Origin of the sequence: Denitrificimonas caeni (assembly GCF_027498055.1) — a bacterium.
Taxonomy (GTDB): Bacteria; Pseudomonadota; Gammaproteobacteria; order Pseudomonadales; family Pseudomonadaceae; genus Denitrificimonas.
Genome location: NZ_CP114976.1, coordinates 2753854 through 2771811, shown reverse-complemented (window position 1 = coordinate 2771811; position 17958 = coordinate 2753854). Strand labels below are relative to the sequence as shown.

Annotated in this window: 16 protein-coding genes; 11 read left to right on the top strand and 5 right to left on the bottom strand. The window is 49.9% G+C overall.

What is annotated here, in order from left to right; translation table 11 throughout:
* Positions 1-2: 2 nt before the first annotated feature.
* A complete protein-coding gene (locus tag O6P33_RS12865; RefSeq protein ID WP_269818164.1) occupies positions 3-452 on the bottom strand; it encodes a DUF721 domain-containing protein in 450 nt (149 codons plus the stop codon).
* A 275-nt stretch (positions 453-727) separates the two neighbouring features.
* Here O6P33_RS12865 and secA point away from each other — a divergent pair, with 275 nt between their 5' ends.
* From secA to O6P33_RS12850, 3 genes are all read left to right on the top strand, one after another.
* Entirely contained in the window at positions 728-3466 is a 2739-nt protein-coding gene (secA, locus tag O6P33_RS12860; protein WP_269818163.1) for a preprotein translocase subunit SecA, read from the top strand.
* 122 nt (positions 3467-3588) lie between these two features.
* Complete coding sequence (argJ, locus tag O6P33_RS12855) at positions 3589-4806, top strand: bifunctional glutamate N-acetyltransferase/amino-acid acetyltransferase ArgJ (RefSeq protein WP_269818162.1); 1218 nt, start codon at positions 3589-3591, stop codon at positions 4804-4806.
* Positions 4807-4837: 31 nt separating this feature from the next.
* A complete protein-coding gene (locus O6P33_RS12850; RefSeq protein ID WP_269818161.1) occupies positions 4838-5788 on the top strand; it encodes a Nudix family hydrolase in 951 nt (316 codons plus the stop codon).
* Here the strand turns inward: O6P33_RS12850 and O6P33_RS12845 are convergent.
* Genes O6P33_RS12845 through O6P33_RS12835 form a run of 3 tightly spaced genes read right to left on the bottom strand, consistent with a single transcriptional unit; the run spans position 5783 to position 8290 of the window.
* Positions 5783-6361: a cob(I)yrinic acid a,c-diamide adenosyltransferase gene (locus O6P33_RS12845; protein ID WP_269818160.1), complete on the bottom strand. Its 579-nt coding sequence runs from the start codon at positions 6359-6361 to the stop codon at positions 5783-5785. The genes O6P33_RS12850 and O6P33_RS12845 overlap by 6 nt on opposite strands.
* A 26-nt stretch (positions 6362-6387) precedes the next feature.
* Positions 6388-7314 (bottom strand): putative 2-dehydropantoate 2-reductase, encoded by a 927-nt coding sequence (locus O6P33_RS12840; protein WP_269818159.1) that lies wholly within the window; start codon positions 7312-7314, stop codon positions 6388-6390.
* A gap of 4 nt (positions 7315-7318) precedes the next feature.
* Positions 7319-8290 carry a response regulator gene (locus O6P33_RS12835; RefSeq protein ID WP_269818158.1) on the bottom strand — a complete coding sequence of 324 codons (972 nt, stop codon included), beginning with the start codon at positions 8288-8290 and terminating at the stop codon, positions 7319-7321.
* Between the two features lie 148 nt (positions 8291-8438).
* On the opposite strand from O6P33_RS12835, the gene O6P33_RS12830 reads away from it, so the two are divergent.
* A complete protein-coding gene (locus tag O6P33_RS12830; protein WP_269818157.1) occupies positions 8439-8918 on the top strand; it encodes a YajQ family cyclic di-GMP-binding protein in 480 nt (159 codons plus the stop codon).
* Between the two features lie 118 nt (positions 8919-9036).
* Here the strand turns inward: O6P33_RS12830 and mqo are convergent, their stop codons facing one another.
* The gene (gene mqo / locus O6P33_RS12825; RefSeq protein WP_420094946.1) at positions 9037-10545 is read right to left on the bottom strand and encodes a malate dehydrogenase (quinone); all 1509 of its coding nucleotides are present in this window, start codon (positions 10543-10545) and stop codon (positions 9037-9039) included.
* Positions 10546-11131: 586 nt separating this feature from the next.
* On the opposite strand from mqo, the gene O6P33_RS12820 reads away from it, so the two are divergent.
* The 7 genes from O6P33_RS12820 to O6P33_RS12790 all read left to right on the top strand — a co-directional run bounded on the left by O6P33_RS12820 (position 11132) and on the right by O6P33_RS12790 (position 17916).
* Positions 11132-11716: a YajG family lipoprotein gene (locus O6P33_RS12820; protein ID WP_269818155.1), complete on the top strand. Its 585-nt coding sequence runs from the start codon at positions 11132-11134 to the stop codon at positions 11714-11716.
* Positions 11717-11798: 82 nt separating this feature from the next.
* The gene (miaA, locus tag O6P33_RS12815) at positions 11799-12755 is read left to right on the top strand and encodes a tRNA (adenosine(37)-N6)-dimethylallyltransferase MiaA (RefSeq protein WP_269819541.1); all 957 of its coding nucleotides are present in this window, start codon (positions 11799-11801) and stop codon (positions 12753-12755) included.
* Between the two features lie 79 nt (positions 12756-12834).
* Positions 12835-13086 (top strand): RNA chaperone Hfq, encoded by a 252-nt coding sequence (hfq, locus tag O6P33_RS12810; protein ID WP_269818154.1) that lies wholly within the window; start codon positions 12835-12837, stop codon positions 13084-13086.
* A gap of 9 nt (positions 13087-13095) precedes the next feature.
* The gene (gene hflX / locus O6P33_RS12805) at positions 13096-14391 is read left to right on the top strand and encodes a ribosome rescue GTPase HflX (protein WP_269819540.1); all 1296 of its coding nucleotides are present in this window, start codon (positions 13096-13098) and stop codon (positions 14389-14391) included.
* A 94-nt stretch (positions 14392-14485) separates the two neighbouring features.
* Complete coding sequence (gene hflK, locus O6P33_RS12800; RefSeq protein ID WP_269818153.1) at positions 14486-15649, top strand: FtsH protease activity modulator HflK; 1164 nt, start codon at positions 14486-14488, stop codon at positions 15647-15649.
* Entirely contained in the window at positions 15649-16518 is an 870-nt protein-coding gene (gene hflC, locus O6P33_RS12795; protein WP_269818152.1) for a protease modulator HflC, read from the top strand. The genes hflK and hflC overlap by 1 nt, the downstream gene beginning before the upstream one ends.
* A gap of 216 nt (positions 16519-16734) precedes the next feature.
* Entirely contained in the window at positions 16735-17916 is a 1182-nt protein-coding gene (locus O6P33_RS12790) for an ATP phosphoribosyltransferase regulatory subunit (RefSeq protein ID WP_269818151.1), read from the top strand.
* Positions 17917-17958 lie beyond the last annotated feature (42 nt).

The following is a 17958-nucleotide window of genomic DNA, read 5'->3' as shown; positions in this document are numbered from 1 at the left end:
AGCTACTTTTTCGCGTGTTGAGCAAGGCGCTCTAATGCTTTGCGCAGCACCGGGTCACGGGTAGCTTCAGCGCTGGCTTGAATCATTTGCCCGGCTTGCTCTGAGAGCTCAATGCTGCGCGGTGGCGGTGTGTTAGGCTGGCTTGGCGGTCGTACTTTAAATTGAATCCGACTCAGCTGATTAAACTCAGGGACGCTTTGCAGTTGTTGTAGCAAGCGTTTTTGTTGGTAGCGTAAGCGGGTGGCCCAATGCCCGTCACTGACGATTAAAGTTAGCGTGCCGTCTTGATAAGTCGCAAGGCGACAATATGGGCGTACAGCAGGTTGCAAGTATTGGTTGAGAAGAACTTGTAAGCGGTCAATGATCTGCGCACGTGCTACTAAGCGTTGCAGTGAAGCATTATTGTGCAACACCGTGTCGGTTTTTTGCGCTTTAATAGGACGGTAGCTCATAGCTCACCTCGTACGGCAGGTTGATTACTTTGGTGTGAGCGTTTGGCCGGATAGGCCTTGAATTATGCTCAAGTCAGTACCATGTTACATAATCAGTATAGCCGACAAAAATAGAGTGGCTGTGGTTTAGGAATTATATTAACTGCCCGGTAAGTATGCGTGTTGATAAAGGCTACTTTATTCGCTAGCAAATACGGGTAGAATGGATTTTTTGTGCGGGTGAGTGCAGTACGACTTACGCGCCTTCACCCCCAAAAATGGAAACGTTATTAATTATGTTCGCGCCCTTATTCAGAAAGCTCCTTGGAAGCAAAAACGATCGTGATGTCAAACGCATGTATAAAGTGGTGAATACCATTAATGCGCTTGAAGAGCAGATGGTGGCTCTGTCCGATGAGCAGTTGCAAGCTAAAACCAATGAGTTTCGTGAGCGTTTTGCGGGTGGTGAAAGTCTTAATAAACTCCTGCCTGAAGCTTTCGCAGTGGTGCGAGAAGCCAGTAAGCGTGTCATGGGGATGCGCCACTTTGATGTACAGCTGATTGGTGGGCAAACCTTGCATGCAGGCAAGATTGCCGAAATGCGCACCGGTGAGGGTAAAACGTTAGTGGCAACCTTGGCGGTCTATTTAAATGCACTGCCGGGTAAAGGTGTGCATGTGGTGACGGTCAACGACTATCTAGCGCGCCGTGACGCCAATTGGATGCGTCCTTTGTATGAGTTTTTGGGCTTGAGTGTTGGCGTCGTTGTGCCTTTCCAAGATCCAGAAGATAAGCGCGCCGCCTATGCCAGCGATATTACCTACGGTACCAATAACGAATTTGGGTTTGACTACCTGCGCGACAATATGGCGTTTAGCCTAGAAGAGAAATTCCAGCGCGAATTGCACTTTGCCGTCATTGATGAAGTGGACTCGATCTTAATTGATGAGGCGCGTACGCCTTTGATTATTTCTGGTCAAGCCGAAGACAGCTCTGAGTTGTATAAAAAAATCAACTTGATTATCCCTACCTTGAAACGTCATTTAGTGGGTGAAGATGAGCAAGTGCTGGAGGACGGCCACTACACCATTGATGAAGAAAGCCGCCAAGTAGAGCTGAACGAAGCCGGTCACCAGTATATTGAAGAAAAGCTTACAGAAATGGGCCTGTTGGCTGAGCATGAGTCGTTGTACTCTTCGAGCAACCTGAGCTTGCTAACCCACGTCAATGCCGGCTTGCGTGCACACACGCTGTTTCACCGTAACGTTGAGTATATTTTACAAAATGGTGAGGTGGTGCTGGTTGATGAGCATACCGGCCGCACCATGCACGGGCGTCGTTTATCAGAAGGCTTGCACCAAGCCATTGAAGCCAAAGAAGGTGTGCATATTCACCCAGAAAGCCAAACTCTGGCTTCGACCACTTTCCAGAACTACTTCCGTTTATACGAAAAGCTTTCGGGCATGACGGGTACGGCTGACACTGAAGCCTTTGAGTTCAGACAGATTTACGGCTTAGATGTCACTGTTATCCCAACGCACCGTAAAGTTGCGCGAATTGACCACAATGATTTGGTGTTTTTAACGCAGCCAGAAAAATATCTAGCCATTATCGCTGATATCCGCGAATGCCAAGAGCAAGGTCGTCCGGTGTTAGTGGGTACTGCCTCCATTGACAGCTCTGAGCATATTTCTGAAGTGCTGAAAGCGGAAGGTATTGAACACAAGGTACTGAACGCAAAACATCACGACTTAGAGGCCGATATTATTGCTCAGGCAGGCCGTCCAGGTTCAATCACCATTGCTACCAATATGGCTGGTCGCGGTACCGATATCGTGTTGGGCGGCAGCTGGGAAGCAGAAGTGGCTGGGCTGGAAGACCCCACTGAAGAACAGATTGCTGACATTAAAGCCAGCTGGCAAAAGCGCCATCAGCAGGTGATTGAAGCCGGTGGTTTGCATGTGATTGCCACCGAGCGCCATGAGTCGCGCCGAATTGATAACCAGTTGCGTGGTCGTTCTGGTCGTCAAGGTGACCCAGGTTCAACGCGCTTTTACTTGTCGCTGGAAGACAGTTTAATGCGTATTTTCGCCTCTGACCGGGTGAAAAACTTTATGAAAGCCTTGGGCATGAAGGAAGGCGAAGCCATTGAGCACCGCATGGTTAGCAACGCCATTGAAAAAGCCCAGCGTAAGGTTGAAGGGCGTAACTTCGACATGCGCAAGCAATTGCTTGAGTACGACGACGTGGCTAACGAGCAGCGTAAAGTGATTTACCACATGCGCAATGACTTGCTCTCAACGGATGATGTCGGTGATGTCGTTACTGAGTTTAGATATGAGGTTTTATCCAGCACTATAGCGCAGTTTATTCCACCGCAGTCGCTACCTGAACAATGGGATATTGCTGGCTTGGAAGAGGCTTTAGCCGAAGGTTTTGGCGTACAGTTGCCGGTGCAAGAATGGCTGGATGCGGATGATACTTTGTACGAAGACACCTTGCTGGAGCGGATTCAAAATCAAGTTGTAGCCGCTTATGCTGAAAAAGAAGCCTTGGTTGGTGCTGAAGGTTTACGTAACTTTGAGAAGCAAATTATTCTGCGGGTGTTGGATGATTTATGGAAAGATCACTTAGCAGCGATGGACCACTTGCGGCACGGTATTCACTTGCGTGGTTATGCACAAAAGAATCCAAAGCAAGAGTACAAGCGTGAGTCCTTTAACTTGTTCCGTGATCTACTGGATTCGATTAAGCGTGACTCAATCCGCGTGTTATCCAATGTGCAGATTCGCCAAGAAGATCCAGAAGAAGAAGCCGAGCGCGCACGTCAGCGTGCTGAAGAAATGGCGCAACGTATGCAGTTTCAGCATGAAGAAACGGCTGTTTTTGAAGATTCAGCCGCAGACGATGGAGAAGAAACTGAGCCTGTAGTGGCTGCCGCGCCAGTGCGCAATGAGCCAAAGGTTGGGCGTAACCAGCCCTGTACTTGTGGCTCAGGTAAAAAATACAAACATTGCTGTGGTCGTATTAGCTAAGGCAATAGAGCCGTCTGAGCAGTTTGTAGTGATTGTTTATTGAGATGTACGCCGCACCAGAATAGATCTGTGTGCGGCGTTTCTTTTCGCGCAGAGCGCATTAGATTGAGCGGAGAAATCGTATGGCGGTTGGATTAGGTGATTTACCAAAAATGCATCCTGTAGCAGGCTTTGAGTTAGGTATAGCCAGTGCTGGGATTAAAGCAGTAGGCCGCCGCGATGTGGTCGTGATGCGCTGCGCTGAAGGCAGCAGTGTAGCAGGCGTCTATACGCAAAATGCTTTTTGTGCCGCACCGGTCATTTTATGTAAGCAGCGTATGCAGTCTGCGCCCCGTTATTTAGTCGTCAATACTGGCAATGCCAATGCCGCCACCGGTGACTTAGGTTTGCAGGCGGCAAATGCAGTGTGTCAGCAATTGGCTGATTTAGTTGGCTGCCCGCTGCAGCAGGTGTTGCCTTTCTCCACTGGGGTTATTGGTGAACAGTTGCCCGTAGAAAAAATTACCGCTGCTTTGCCGGCGGCGCTGGCAGATTTGCGTGAAGATAACTGGGCTTTGGCCGCCGAAGGCATCATGACCACGGATACCTTGCCGAAGGGTGCCAGCGTGCAGTTTCAGCACGGCGAGGTGACCCTGACGGTTACCGGCATAAGTAAAGGCGCTGGGATGATTCGCCCAAATATGGCCACTATGCTGGGGTACATTGCTACTGACGCTGCTGTGAGTCAGGAGGTTTTGCAAAATATTTTGCATGACGCGGCAAATAAGTCGTTTAACCGCATCACCATTGATGGTGATACTTCGACCAATGATTCATGCATTTTAGTTGCCACTGGGCAAGCTGCCGTAGCCACTATTACTGAGCCTCAGGGTGAGCTCTATGAGGCCTTGCGTGAGGCCATTAACCAGGTAGCCATGCAGCTTGCGCAAGCCATTGTGCGTGACGGTGAAGGTGCTACTAAGTTTGTTACTGTACAAGTGCATGGTGGCGCGCATCAGCAAGAGTGTTTGGATGTTGCCTATGCGGTGGCGCACTCGCCGTTGATTAAGACAGCGTTGTTTGCCTCTGATCCAAACTGGGGGCGTATTGTTGCAGCCATTGGTTATGCCGGTATTAAAGACTTAGATACTGAGCAAGTTAATGTGTATCTGGATGATGTTTGTATTGTTGCCCATGGTGGCCGAGCCCAAGCTTATACCGAAGAGCAAGGTGCTGCGGTTATGCAGCAGGCGGAAATTTTGATTCGTATTGAACTGGAGCGTGGCAGCTGCCATGAAACGATTTGGACCACGGATCTTTCCCATGAGTATGTGCGCATCAATGCGGAATACCGCTCCTAATCAGCTGCATTGAGCCATTGGATGAGTATTTATGAGTAAGCGCGTGCATGTGGTTGCTGCAGTCATTCGCAATGCTAAGCAGCAGATTCTGTTGGCTCTGCGCCCGAGCGATAAGCATATGGGTGGGCTTTGGGAGTTTCCTGGCGGTAAGTGTGAGGCGGGCGAAAGTCCGCAGCAGGCGCTGGCCCGTGAGCTGGATGAGGAGCTGGGAATTGTTATGGCCGCAGCGCAGCCGCTGATTCAAGTGCGCCATAACTACCCTGATGTGCATGTGCTGCTTGATGTGTATGAAGTGTTGGATTTTCATGGTGAGGCGTATGGAGCCGAAGGGCAGGAAGTGCGCTGGGTTGCCACCAGTGCTTTGCCTGAGTATCAGTTCCCTGCAGCGAACCGCACCATTGTTAGTGCTGCGCAGTTGCCACAGAAGTATTTTATTACTCCAGAAGGTGTCTCAGTTGAGCAGCTTTACAGTGGCGCTGAACAAGCCTTGGCGGCTGGCTGTGAGCTTTTACAGCTGCGCGCTGCGCATTTGCCTAAGTTAGAGTATCAGGCGTTAGCGCGACGGCTGCAGGCGCTGTGTGCTGGGCGCGCGCACTTGATGTTGAAAGGTGAGCTGGCGTGGCTGGCCGAATTGCCTGAGGCTGGCTGGCATCTAACTGCGCAGCAATTGCATGAGTTCTCAGGACAGCAGCGACCTATAGCGTCAGGGCGTTGGCTGGCTGCGTCGTGCCATGATGCGCAGGAGTTGGCTTTGGCCGCAGCTCTTGAGGTGGATTTTGTGACTTTGTCACCGGTTTTACCAACACAAACGCATCCTCATGCCGAGCCTTTAGGGTGGGATATGGCGCAAGCGTTATTGCGACAGTTTAATGCCCCAGTTTTCCTGCTCGGAGGCTTGACTGAGCAGGAGCTGGCGCAGGCACGTGCGGTGGGTGGCCAAGGGGTGGCCGCCATTCGAGGGTTTTGGCCGCAGCGCTTATAGCGGTTTTTCTGCTGCTTGCCAGTGAATTTCAGAGCGCTCTTGGTACTGGGCGATCAGGCGGGCGGCAACAAACAATAGATCGGAAATACGATTGATATAACCCAGTACTTCCGGGCGTAAAGCTTCGCTGCTGTGCAAGGCTTGGCAGCGGCGCTCGGCCAAGCGAGCACTACTGCGGCATACGTGAGCTTGGGCGATTAAGCGCGAGCCACCGGGCAGAATAAACTCTTTCAGTGGGCCCACTTGCACATTCCAAGCATCAATAGCTTGCTCGATACGGGTGATCTCATCAGCTTGCAGCGCTTGGTACTCAGGCATGGCCAACTCACCGCCTAGATCAAACAGTCGGTGTTGGCAGGGCGCCAGTACGGTAATAATTTCTTCAAGCTTTGGCGCCTGACTTTGCTGTTCTTCCAGCTCAGCTAGGAGTAAGCCCAGTTGACTGTTGAATTCATCTAGCGCGCCAATGGCTTCGATGCGCGGATGGCTTTTGTTGACCCGGCGGCCGTCGGCGAGGCCTGTTTGTCCATCATCGCCAGTACGTGTATAAATCTTACTCAGTCGGTAACCCATGCTGATCAATGTCCTGTTTCAATGCATTAAGTACTTGCTAAGCCGCGCGCTGCTAAAGTTGCTTTGAGCTTGGCGTGCAAGGTGTTTAAGGTGGGAGTGTAACACCCAAGAGCCTTGCTCTGGGCGCAAGCAAAGCCAGTAATGTAGCTGATCTCGGTACGGCGTTGGTGCGCTACATCTTGGCGCATGGAGGATGAATTGGCGGCGGTTTTGTCAATCACAGTCCACACCTGTTGGAGCAAATCAACGCTGGCCGCAGCTTGCCCGGCAGCGGTTAACAGTTGTTGCAGTTCGGCGCACAGGGTATTGATCTGTGGCGCGTGGGTTAGCAGCTCGCCGTTGCGGCAATTGTGCAGTACCGTCAGGGGATTGATGGCACAATTAATGGCTAACTTGCGCCATAAGTGTTCAGCGATATGCGGCGTCCAGCTGCAGTGGATACCCGCAGCTTGGCAATTGGCCAGTAACTCTTGTGGCACGTCTTGCTTGTCGGGACGGAGATCACCTAGCCACGTATGGCCTGCACCAGCAAACACTGAGTGGAAAGGCTCAGCCAAGTAGGCGCCTTCAGTAGTGGAGGCGGCAATGCAGCGCACAGTTGGCAGCTGCGCTTGAATGGCTTGCTGACTGCCTAAACCATTTTGCAAAAGAATAACCAAACTGTGTTGCCCAAGGCGGTGGGCGACTTGGGCAATGGCCGCTTCAGCATCATAGGCTTTGCAGGCCAGCAGCAGTTTATGAATGGGCTGTGGGTGATCAGCGAGTTGCGCACTGACCGGGTAGTGATGGCTGTGCTGGCGCGAGGCATCGCTGAGGGCAACGCCAGGTGTTTGTTGATAGTGTGCTATTGAGTCTGGATTGCGTAGCACTAAATGCACGGATTGCTGCTGCGCTGCGAGTCGTGCGGCCCACAAGCAACCCAGGCTGCCAGCGCCTAAAATATGCCAAGTCACTGAATTACACGGGCAGCGGGGCGTTTAAGTGCAGTGCATTAATGCGCCCACTATTATAGGAGTTGGGCAGGTTTTTTTCAGCCAGTTCGGTGACTTGCTCGGGTTGCATAGGCAATGCTTTATTGCTTAGCGTTACTAAACAAATGCCGGTTTTTAGGTTGATAAAACCTGCGCTGGTTTTAAACGATTTGATATTTAAACCATCGTGGATGCGCTTAAAGCTGGCGGGTGAATACTCTTGAGAGTCACCCAAGTGGGTCAGTAAAGCAAAATGGTTACCATCAAGGCGCACTAAAACATCCAGAGGTCGCACCAACTGCTGTAACCGTTGTGCGATCGAACGCAGTAGCTCTTTATGGATGGTGCGACCATATTGCTGCGCTAAGCTGGCGAGGTTTTCTACCCCAATCAGTAAATAGCACAGGCTGCCGCCGCGGGATTCAACTTGCTGCAAGTTTTTAGTCAGCATTTGCTTGAGGAGGCGTGCATTGCCTAGGCCCGTGAGTGGGTCAACTTGGTTGCGTGATTCCAGAGCGGCTATATTGCGCATGAGCAGCTGTTTGTCTCTAGTTAGGCGGGTCAGTGTGTTGTAGAGGCGGTCTGCAGCCAGCACCCGTGGTACCAACTGCTCATTCATCGCCGCTTTACTGATAAAGTCATCAACGCCATGGTCAAAAGCATGGGCTAGAGCATTATCGCCCTCTTTGCCGGTCAGTAAAATGACATAGGTGTAATGATCGTGCAGCTCGTCATGCTGGCGCACTTGTGCGGTGAGTTCCAAACCGTCTGTTTCAGGCATCAGCCAGTCGGCGAGTAAAATACCTGCTGGGCGCTCTTCCAGTTGCTGAATGGCTTCTGTGGCGCTGCTAGCAAAACGCACATCTGTATAGCCTGCTTGGTTTAATGCGCGGCCTATCATGAGGCTGGAAAACTTGGCATCATCCACAACAAGGATGCTTAAAAGGGGATTGGGCATGGTTGGACCGCTGGTAGATAAAACATGGAAATAAGCAATAATAGGCAGTACTTATACCTAGTGGCACAATGCGATTGCAAGTGTTCTTGCTTGTACTTGTGAAGAAGTACTTTTTTTAGATGCAATATAGATAGATTTGGAGGAAGTAATGCCCTCGTTTGATGTTGTTTCAGAGCTCAATACACATGAAGTTACCAATGCTATGGATAATGCCGCAAAAGAGCTTGAGCGTCGCTATGATTTACGTGGTAAAGCCAGCATTGAATTTAAAGATAAAACCATCACCTTAACTGCAGATGCAGACTTTATGCTTGAGCAGTTGATTGAAATTGTTAAGCTGGCGCTGGTGAAGCGCAAAGTTGATATTCAGTGCTTAGAATACAAGGAGTCGTATGGCTCAGGTAAGGTCGTTAAGCAAGAAGTTATCATGCGCGAAGGTATTGATAAGGAGCTGGCAAAGAAAATTGTAGCGACTGTGAAAGAGGCTAAGCTGAAAGTGCAGGCCTCGATTCAAGGCGAACAAGTGCGCATTACCGGTAAGAAACGTGATGATTTGCAAGAGGCCATAGCGCTGCTGCGCAGCAAAGAATTGGGTATGCCTTTGCAGTTTGATAACTTTAGAGACTGATCTGTTAGCCGCCATTGCAGTGCTTAAGCTCAGTGGGCTATCTGACTGATAATATAAAGCCCGCGCTATCAAGCAAAACCATTGTGGTTGTCCTTGATAGCGCGGGCTTTTTAGTGGCTTAACGTAATTTTAATAGCGCGTCAGAGCGTTCTTGCGTGTTGCGGTACAATTCAGCGTTGGTTTCCAGCTCTTTTAAAGGGGCTGGGAAAATTGCTGCTAGCTTTTCTGTCCACGCGGCAGACTTATGCTGCTCAGGGAAGCAGCGCTTAATTAAGTCCAGCATGATGGATACAGTTACTGATGCGCCCGGTGAGGCACCCAGTAGCGCCGCTAGAGAACCATCAGCAGAGGTTACGAGTTCAGTACCAAACTGCAATTTACCGCCTTTCTTCGCATCTTTTTTGATGATTTGTACACGCTGGCCAGCGATTTCTAATTTCCAGTCAGCTGGGTCAAGCTGTGGATAGAAACGGCGTAAGGAGTCTAAGCGCTGTTCCATTGATTGGCGCACTTCACTGATTAAGTAACGGGTCAGATCCATGTTGTCGCGGCCCACTGCCAGCATCGGCCAGATATTGCTCAGGCGTACGGACATGGGTAGGTCTAAGAAAGAACCGTGTTTTAAGAACTTCGTCGTGAATCCCGCATAAGGGCCAAACAGTAATGATTTTTTGCCATCAATTACTCGGGTGTCTAGGTGCGGCACAGACATCGGTGGTGAGCCCACTGCGGCAAGGCTATACACCTTAGCTTGATGCTGCTCAACCACTGCGGGATTGTCACAGCGTAACCATTGCCCGCTGACTGGGAAGCCGCCGTAGCCTTTGCTTTCCGGAATACCAGACTTTTGCAACAGTGGTAATGCGGCACCGCCGGCACCGAGGAAGACAAAACGTGAAGTGATGGTGCGCTGTTGGCCGGTGACAAGGTTTTTAATGTTAACTTGCCAACCCTGCGCGCAACGCTCAAGGCCCACTACTTTGCTCTTGTAGGTCAGGGTGCTGCTGTCTTGCTGGTCTAAATAGCTCAGTAACTGCTTAGTTAAAGCGCCAAAGTTAACGTCAGTGCCGTTACTGATATGGGTTGCAGCGATTTCTTCATCTTCACTGCGCGCAGCCATCATTAATGGCAGCCATTGCGCCATTAGCGCTTTATCAGTGGTGAATTCGATTTTTTCAAAAGCATGGTGAGCTTTTAGCAGCTCAGCGCGTTTTTGTAGGAAAGCAATATTGTCTTTGCCTTGCACAAAACTCATATGGGGCACTGGGTGAATGAACGTATCTGGGTCACCAAAAGTGCCAGTTTCCACTAAGTGCGCCCAAAACTGCTTGGACTCTTCAAACATGGCATTGATATTAATTGCCTTGGAAATATCAATAGAGCCATCTTCTGCTTGCGGGGTGTAGTTGAGCTCGCAAAGCCCAGCGTGGCCGGTACCAGCGTTATTCCATGGGTTGGAGCTCTCCATGGCTCCATCTTCCATCTGCTCAACAATTTCTAAGCGCAGGCTTGGGTCTAGCTCTTTCAGCAGAGTTGCTAAAGTTGAGCTCATAATGCCGGCTCCTACCAGCAATATATCCAAGTTTGCTTGATTATCTTGTGCCATCAGTACGTCTCCAAAAAGCATCTTTTGGGCGCTACAGAGCAACTGTAGCTCACCAAAGTAGGGGTTAGAATATTGCGCAATTGCAAATGCTGTAACCGTTGCAAGGTGGAGGGCTGTTGGTGCACGGAACTGTAAACGCCAAACTATTCATTGCTTGCCACACTCTTGTGAAGTTGTGAAACCGTTTCCCGCCATCTTTTGGAGTAGCGGATCTTTAAAAAACTTTTACTATAGGCACTGGAACAGGCCGCAGGTGAAGGCTTAATTGTACAGGTTTTCATTCAGCCTAGGCCTGTGCGCCGATAAATAGGCACTTGGCAATCCTTCTGTTTTAAAGCTTTGCGCAGTAAAAAACAGGGTGAAAGCGTAAATGAGGGGGATGCCATTTATAGTTGGTTGGTAATTATAACGATGAAAATATAAAAAACGATCTTCCGTGCTAAAAATCTTTAGTCGAAAGGTCGTAGAAAACAGTAAAGAAGACGGCTTGCAGTATAATTTCATCGTTGAAAATGCGGAATTTGTCCGCAGCGCCTTGCGTTGTGCAAGTATACTGGGCGCAGTCAGACGTTGTTTGTTCAGATGGGCTTTTAAAGGAAATAAAATTATGTTGCGTTACATAGTATTGGGTGCCGCAGTTGTACTGACCGGTGTTTTAAGTGGCTGTGGTTTAAGCCCGCAGTATTTAAAGCCAGAGCCGCGTTTTTCTGGGCAAGTGAGCGCAGTGGGGCAGGGGCAGCCGGTGACTGTGCGGGTCAGTGATGGCCGAGCATCTGCTGTAATAGGTACCCGTGGTGGTTTATACGCCAATACCAGTGCAATTAGTGTGCAGGGAGCAAGCTTCTTACCACGCTTGCAGGCCGAGACTGACGCAGCAGTACGCATGCTTGGTTTTACCCCTATGGCCAAAGGCAGTGACAATGCTCAGCTCGATTTAACCTTGACTGAGTTGAGTTATAAAGCTGTAGAGAATAACCCGCTGTTTAAAGAAGCCAAGCTGCAAGCGGTATTTACTCTGGCGGTGAAGAATGGCTCGCGCAGCTACAATGGTCGTTATGCGGCGACACTGACACAAGGTTATGTGAAAGCGCCGAACGAGCAAACCAATACAGAGTGGGTCAGTTTGGTCTTGAGTGAGGCTTTACAGCGGGTCTTTAAAGATCCAGCCATTGGCCAGTTACTGGCGCAATAAGAGCGATAAGCTTGGTCAGGCGGCAATCCATACAGTGGTTTTGGATGGCCGCCTGCGTTGAATTAACAAGGGGAATGCTTTGATCAAAAAGTTGCCGCCCGCTATTTTTTTAATGGGTCCGACGGCGTCTGGAAAAACTGCTTTAGCACTGCAGCTGGCTGAAGAATTGCCCTGTGAAATTATCAGTGTTGACTCGGCCTTGATTTATCGCGGGATGGATATCGGCAGCGCCAAGCCCAGTCAGGATATTTTGCAAGCCTATCCACATCACTTGGTGGATATTCTCGATCCCACGCAAAGTTACTCGGCGGCGCAGTTTCGTGCGGATGCTTTGGCGCTCATGGCGGACATCAGCGCGCGAGGCCGTATCCCACTGCTGGTGGGCGGCACTATGCTGTACTACAAAGCTTTGCTAGAAGGCTTGGCGCCGATGCCGGCAGCGGATCCGCAAGTGCGCGCGGCTTTAGAGCGCGAAGCTGCAGAGCAAGGTTGGGATGCGCTGTATGCTGAGTTGCAACGGGTTGATCCAATCTCTGCAGAGCGAATTCATCGCAATGATCCGCAGCGAGTGATGCGAGCTTTAGAGGTATGGCGAGTCAGTGGGCAGAGCATGACCGCATTGCGCGCTCAGCAACAGCAGCAGAAACAGGCATCTAAGCAGCTTGAATTACCGTATAATGTCTTAACCTTTGCAATTGCACCGCAGCAGCGCAGTGTCTTACACGAGCGTATTGCCCAACGATTTCACATGATGCTTGAACAAGGCTTTCTTGCTGAGGTCGAAGGGTTGTGGCGACGTGGCGACTTGCATGCTGACTTACCCGCTATACGTGCTGTCGGTTATCGACAGGCGTGGGCGTATTTGCAGGGAGATTATACGTACGAAGAAATGATCGAGCGCGGCATTATTGCGACCCGCCAATTGGCTAAACGCCAGTTTACTTGGCTACGCAGTTGGTCTGATGTGCAGTGGCTGGATAGTTTATCGTGCGATACTAGGTCACAAGCCTTGAAAAAGTTCGAAGAGCTCACCATATAGAGCTAACAGAGCGCAATTATAGTTTGTTAGTGTTATTCACGCTGAACAGACTTTTACTTTATAAAATGGAGTACACCTCATGTCAAAAGGGCATACGCTACAAGACCCTTACTTAAACCTTTTGCGCAAAGAGCGCGTGCCAGTATCAATTTACTTGGTGAACGGTATTAAGTTGCAAGGACAGATCGAGTCATTTGACCAGTTTGTTATTTTGCTGAAAAACACTGTCAGTCAAATGGTTTACAAACATGCTATTTCTACCGTTGTGCCAGGCCGACCAGTGCGCTTGCCCAGTGATGATGCAGCTATTACAGATGCAGGTGACGCTTAGTTGGAGAATATTTTGATCGCTGAGCACTCAGGTGAACGTGCCATTCTTGTGCATTTGGATGGAAATGCACCTGAGCTGCGAGAAGATCCTCATGAGTTTCAAGAGCTTGCAGTTTCAGCAGGAGCTGTTGTTGCAAGCTTTGTCCAGGTTTCCCGTCACCAACCCACTGCGCGTTTTTTAATTGGCTCCGGCAAAGTTGAAGAGCTGCGCCAGTTGGTATTGAGTGAAGGCGCTGATCTGGTCATATTTAATCATGCCTTAACACCCAGCCAAGAACGCAATCTAGAGCGTGCTCTAGAATGCCGTGTCTTGGACAGAATTGGTTTGATTCTCGATATTTTTGCTCAGCGTGCGCAAACCTACGAAGGTAAGTTGCAGGTTGAGCTGGCTCAGCTGGAACATATCAGCACCCGTTTAGTGCGCAGTCGTACTGACTTGAGTCGCCAGCAGGGCGGGATTGGTTTGCGTGGTCCCGGTGAGACACAGTTGGAATCTGATCGACGTTTGCTGCGCGTGCGTGTACGGCAAATTAAAAGTCGTTTGGAAAAGGTACGCAATCAACGTCAGCTTGCTCGGCGCAGTCGCCAGCGTGCAGATATGCCCAGTATCTCCCTAGTTGGTTATACCAATACTGGCAAATCCACTTTGTTTAACTTGCTCACTGAGTCACAGGTGTATGCCGCAGACCAATTGTTTGCCACCCTTGACCCTACGGTACGCCGTGTGCAAATACCTGAGTTGGGCGCAGTGACTTTAGCCGATACTGTGGGCTTTATTCGGCATTTGCCGCATAAGCTGGTGGAGGCATTTCGCGCCACCTTAGAAGAATCGGCGAATGCAGATTTGTTGCTGCATATGATTGACGCGCAATCACCGGAACGTGATGAGCAGATTCAGCAGGTGCAAAATGTGTTACAAGAGATTGAAGCAGACGACGTGCGCATGCTTGAGGTGTACAACAAAGTTGACTTGCTCGATAACGTTGAACCGCATATCCAGCGTGACGAAGAGGGTAAGCCGATTCGGGTGTGGATCTCTGCCTATAAAGAGCAAGGCATTGGCTTGTTACAGCAAGCTATTGCGGAGTTGTTGGAAGAGGAAATATATATTGTTACAGTGCGCCTCAGCCAGCAACAGAGTCGTTTGCGCGCAAAGTTATTTGATTTAAATGCAGTGCAAGAGGAAATCCATGCCGAAGACGGTACGAGTGTACTAAAATTGCGCGTTGCAAAAATGGAGCTTGATAAGCTATTAAGTCATGAAGGGATAACAGTCGCTGACTTTTTTGCACAGTTCGCCCAGTAGCGCTCAACATAGCGCTGCGTTTATAGCGATCATTAATTATAATATAGTGCGTATTTAGTACGCATTTTGCCTTTCAAATTAGATGGAGAACACTATGGCCTGGAATGAGCCGGGTGGTAACTCAAACAATCAGGATCCTTGGGGAGACCGCAATAAGCGCGGTGGCCAGAAACAAGGACCACCTGATCTTGATGAAGCCCTTCGCAAACTGCAAGATAACCTGAAAAGCTTATTTGGCGGTAAGAAAAAACCTGGATCAAGCGGGTCTGGTGGTGGTTTTGCAGCAATCGCAATCATATTAATAGCTTTGGCTGGAATGTGGTTGTATACCGCTGTTTACTCGTTAGATGAGCAAGAGCAGGCGGTTATTTTGCGTCTCGGTAAGTACCATGAAACCGTGGGCCCGGGTCTGAATATTTACTTTCCGCCATTTGATCGTAAATATGAGCAAAACGTTACCCGTGAGCGTGCTTATACACGCCAAGGGCCAATGCTGACTGAAGATGAAAACATCATTGAAGTGCCGTTGACGGTGCAGTACAAAATCAATAATTTACAAGACTTTGTGCTCAATGTTGATAACCCAGAAATCAGTTTGCAGCAATCCACTGAGAGTGCACTGCGCCACGTGGTCGGCTCAACAGCGATGGACCAAGTGTTAACAGAAGGTCGAGAAGTGCTAGCGGTGGAAGTGCAAGAGCGCCTGCAGCGTTTCTTGGATATGTACCGCACCGGTATCACAGTTACTCAGGTGAACGTCCAAAATGCTCAAGCGCCGCGTGAAGTGCAAGAGTCTTTTGATGATGTGATTCGTGCCCGTGAAGATGAGCAACGCGAGAAAAACCAAGCGGAAACCTACGCCAATGGTGTGATCCCAGAGGCGCGTGGTCAAGCGCAGCGTTTGCGTGAAGAGGCCAATGGTTACCGTGATGAAATGATCTCCCGTGCTGAGGGTGAGGCGGACCGCTTTACTAAGCTGGTAGCAGAGTACCGTAAAGCACCGGAAGTCACTCGTCAGCGCTTGTACTTAGACACTATGCAAGAAGTGCTCAGTAACAGCAGCAAGGTGTTGTTAACTGGCGATCAAGGGCAGAATAGCTTGCTGTATTTGCCGTTGGATAAAATGCTGGAAAGCCGTAATCAGACAGCAGCAAAGCCGTCCAGTACTTCAGGTAGCGGTGTGAGCCCAATGGAAAGCACTATGCGTTTAGGTGCTGATGCGTTGACGCCTGACTTACGTGCCAGAGGTAGCCGTTAATGAGTAATAAATCGATATTTGCTTTAGTCGTCATTGCCGTATTGGCGCTGGTGGGTTGGAACAGCTTTTATATTGTTCAACAAACTGAGCGCGCAGTCTTACTGCAATTCGGAAAAGTAGAAAAAGCTAATGTGCAGCCTGGTCTGCATTTTAAAATTCCTTATGTTAACCAAGTGCGCAAGTTTGATGCACGCTTACTGACTTTAGATGCACCAACACAACGCTTTCTAACCTTAGAAAAGAAAGCCGTGATGGTTGATGCTTTTGCTAAGTGGCGAGTGGCGGATGCTGATCGTTACTACACGGCAACTTCAGGCATTAAGCAGGTTGCTGACGAGCGTTTAGCGCGTCGGTTGGAAGCGGGTTTGCGTGACCAGTTTGGTAAGCGTACTTTGCATGAAGTGGTCAGTGGCCAACGTGATGAGTTGATGGCGGACATTACTGCTTCGCTCAATCGCATGGCACATAAAGAGCTGGGCATTGAGGTGATTGATGTGCGAGTTAAGTCCATTGACTTGCCCAAAGAAGTTAACCTCAGTGTGTTTGAGCGTATGAGCTCCGAGCGTGCCCGTGAAGCCCGTGAACACCGTGCGAAAGGCCAGGAGCTGGCTGAAGGTATTCGTGCTGATGCGGATCGTCAGCGTCGAGTATTACTGGCAGAAGCTTACCGTGAAGCTGAAGAGATTCGAGGTGATGGTGATGCGAAAACTACGGAAATCTATGCCAAAGCCTATAGTCTGGACCCAGAGTTCTATGCGTTCTATCGCAGTTTGATGGCCTACCGCGAAAGCTTTGCTGATAAAGGCGATGTCTTGGTGTTAACGCCGGACAACGAGTTTTTCAAGTATATGGAACAGAGTAATCCGTAGACTGGTAAAACCCGCAGCGGTTGTAGCTGTATGGCACAACCGCCGCTTTATCAAGTCGCGCAACGCTTAAGTTAATAGCGTTAGACGGAAAAGCCAGAGGCATGCACAGAATAATCTGTGGTATCATGCGGCAGCCGGGAAACTCCCGGCTTTTTTGCGCCTGTGGCCATGAAAAATGCCCAACAGGCAACAGTATTCACAATGAGGAAAGGCGCAATGGCAACGGTAGAGCGCTGGCTGCTGCCAGATGGCATCGAAGAAGTACTGCCGCAGCAAGCGGCGCAGATTGAAGCAACCCGTCGACAAGTGTTGGATATGTTTGCAGCTTGGGGTTATGAGTTTGTTGTAACTCCCCATATCGAGTTCTTAGAGTCGTTATTAACTGGCGCAGGCCAAAAGCTTGATCTACGTACTTTTAAGGTGACTGATCCGCAGTCAGGCCATTTAATGGGCTTTCGAGCAGATATTACCCCGCAAGTGGCACGCATGGACGCACATAGTTTGCGCCGTGAAGGCCCGTCACGCTTATGCTATGCCGGTAGTGTAGTGCATGCTCGCCCGCGTTCTTTATCGCGCTCGCGCAGCCCAATTCAGCTCGGAGCTGAGTTGTATGGTGATGCCAGTCCAGCGGCTGATATTGAAGTGATCAGCTTAATGCTGGCCACCCTCGAGCAGGCACAGATAGCAGATATCCATATGGACTTAGGCCATGTGGGGGTGTATCGAGGTCTAGCTCGCGCTGCTGGTTTTTCTGCTGAGCTGGAAGCACAAGTTTTTGATGCATTGCAACGCAAAGCTGTAGATGAGGTGGCTGCACTCACTGCGCAGTTACCTAAAGAGCTGGCGCGAATGCTCAACGAGCTCAGCCACTTATGTGGTGGTCGTGACGTATTGGATACGGCGAAAACTGTTTTAGCTGCTGCGCCAAGCGATGTTTTAGCTGCGCTCGATGAGCTGATTGTCGTTGCTGACGCGCTAATGTTGCGTTACCCGCACTTACCATTCTATTTCGATCTGGGTGAGTTGCGTGGTTATCACTACCACACGGGTGTGGTGTTTGCTGCATTTGTGCCGGATGTAGGTCAGTCGATTGCGCAAGGTGGACGTTATGATGATATTGGTGCGGTATTTGGCCGTGCCCGTCCTGCCACTGGCTTTTCTACCGATTTAAAAACCCTGGTCAGTTTGGGGCAGCAGCCGCAAGTTGTGTTAGCCAAAGGGGTTTGGGCACCTGCTGGTGCGCAAGCTGATTTATGGCAAGCGATTTGCGCATTACGCGAGCAGGGTCAGCGCGTGGTGCAAGCCTTGCCTGGACAAGCGAACAGTGATGCTGCGCAAGCGGGGTGCGATCGTCAGTTAGTACAGAATTCTTCAGGCTGGCACGTTCAGCCATTATAAGTTTATGCCGCATTTGCGGCCACGTTTAGTCGGTATTACCGA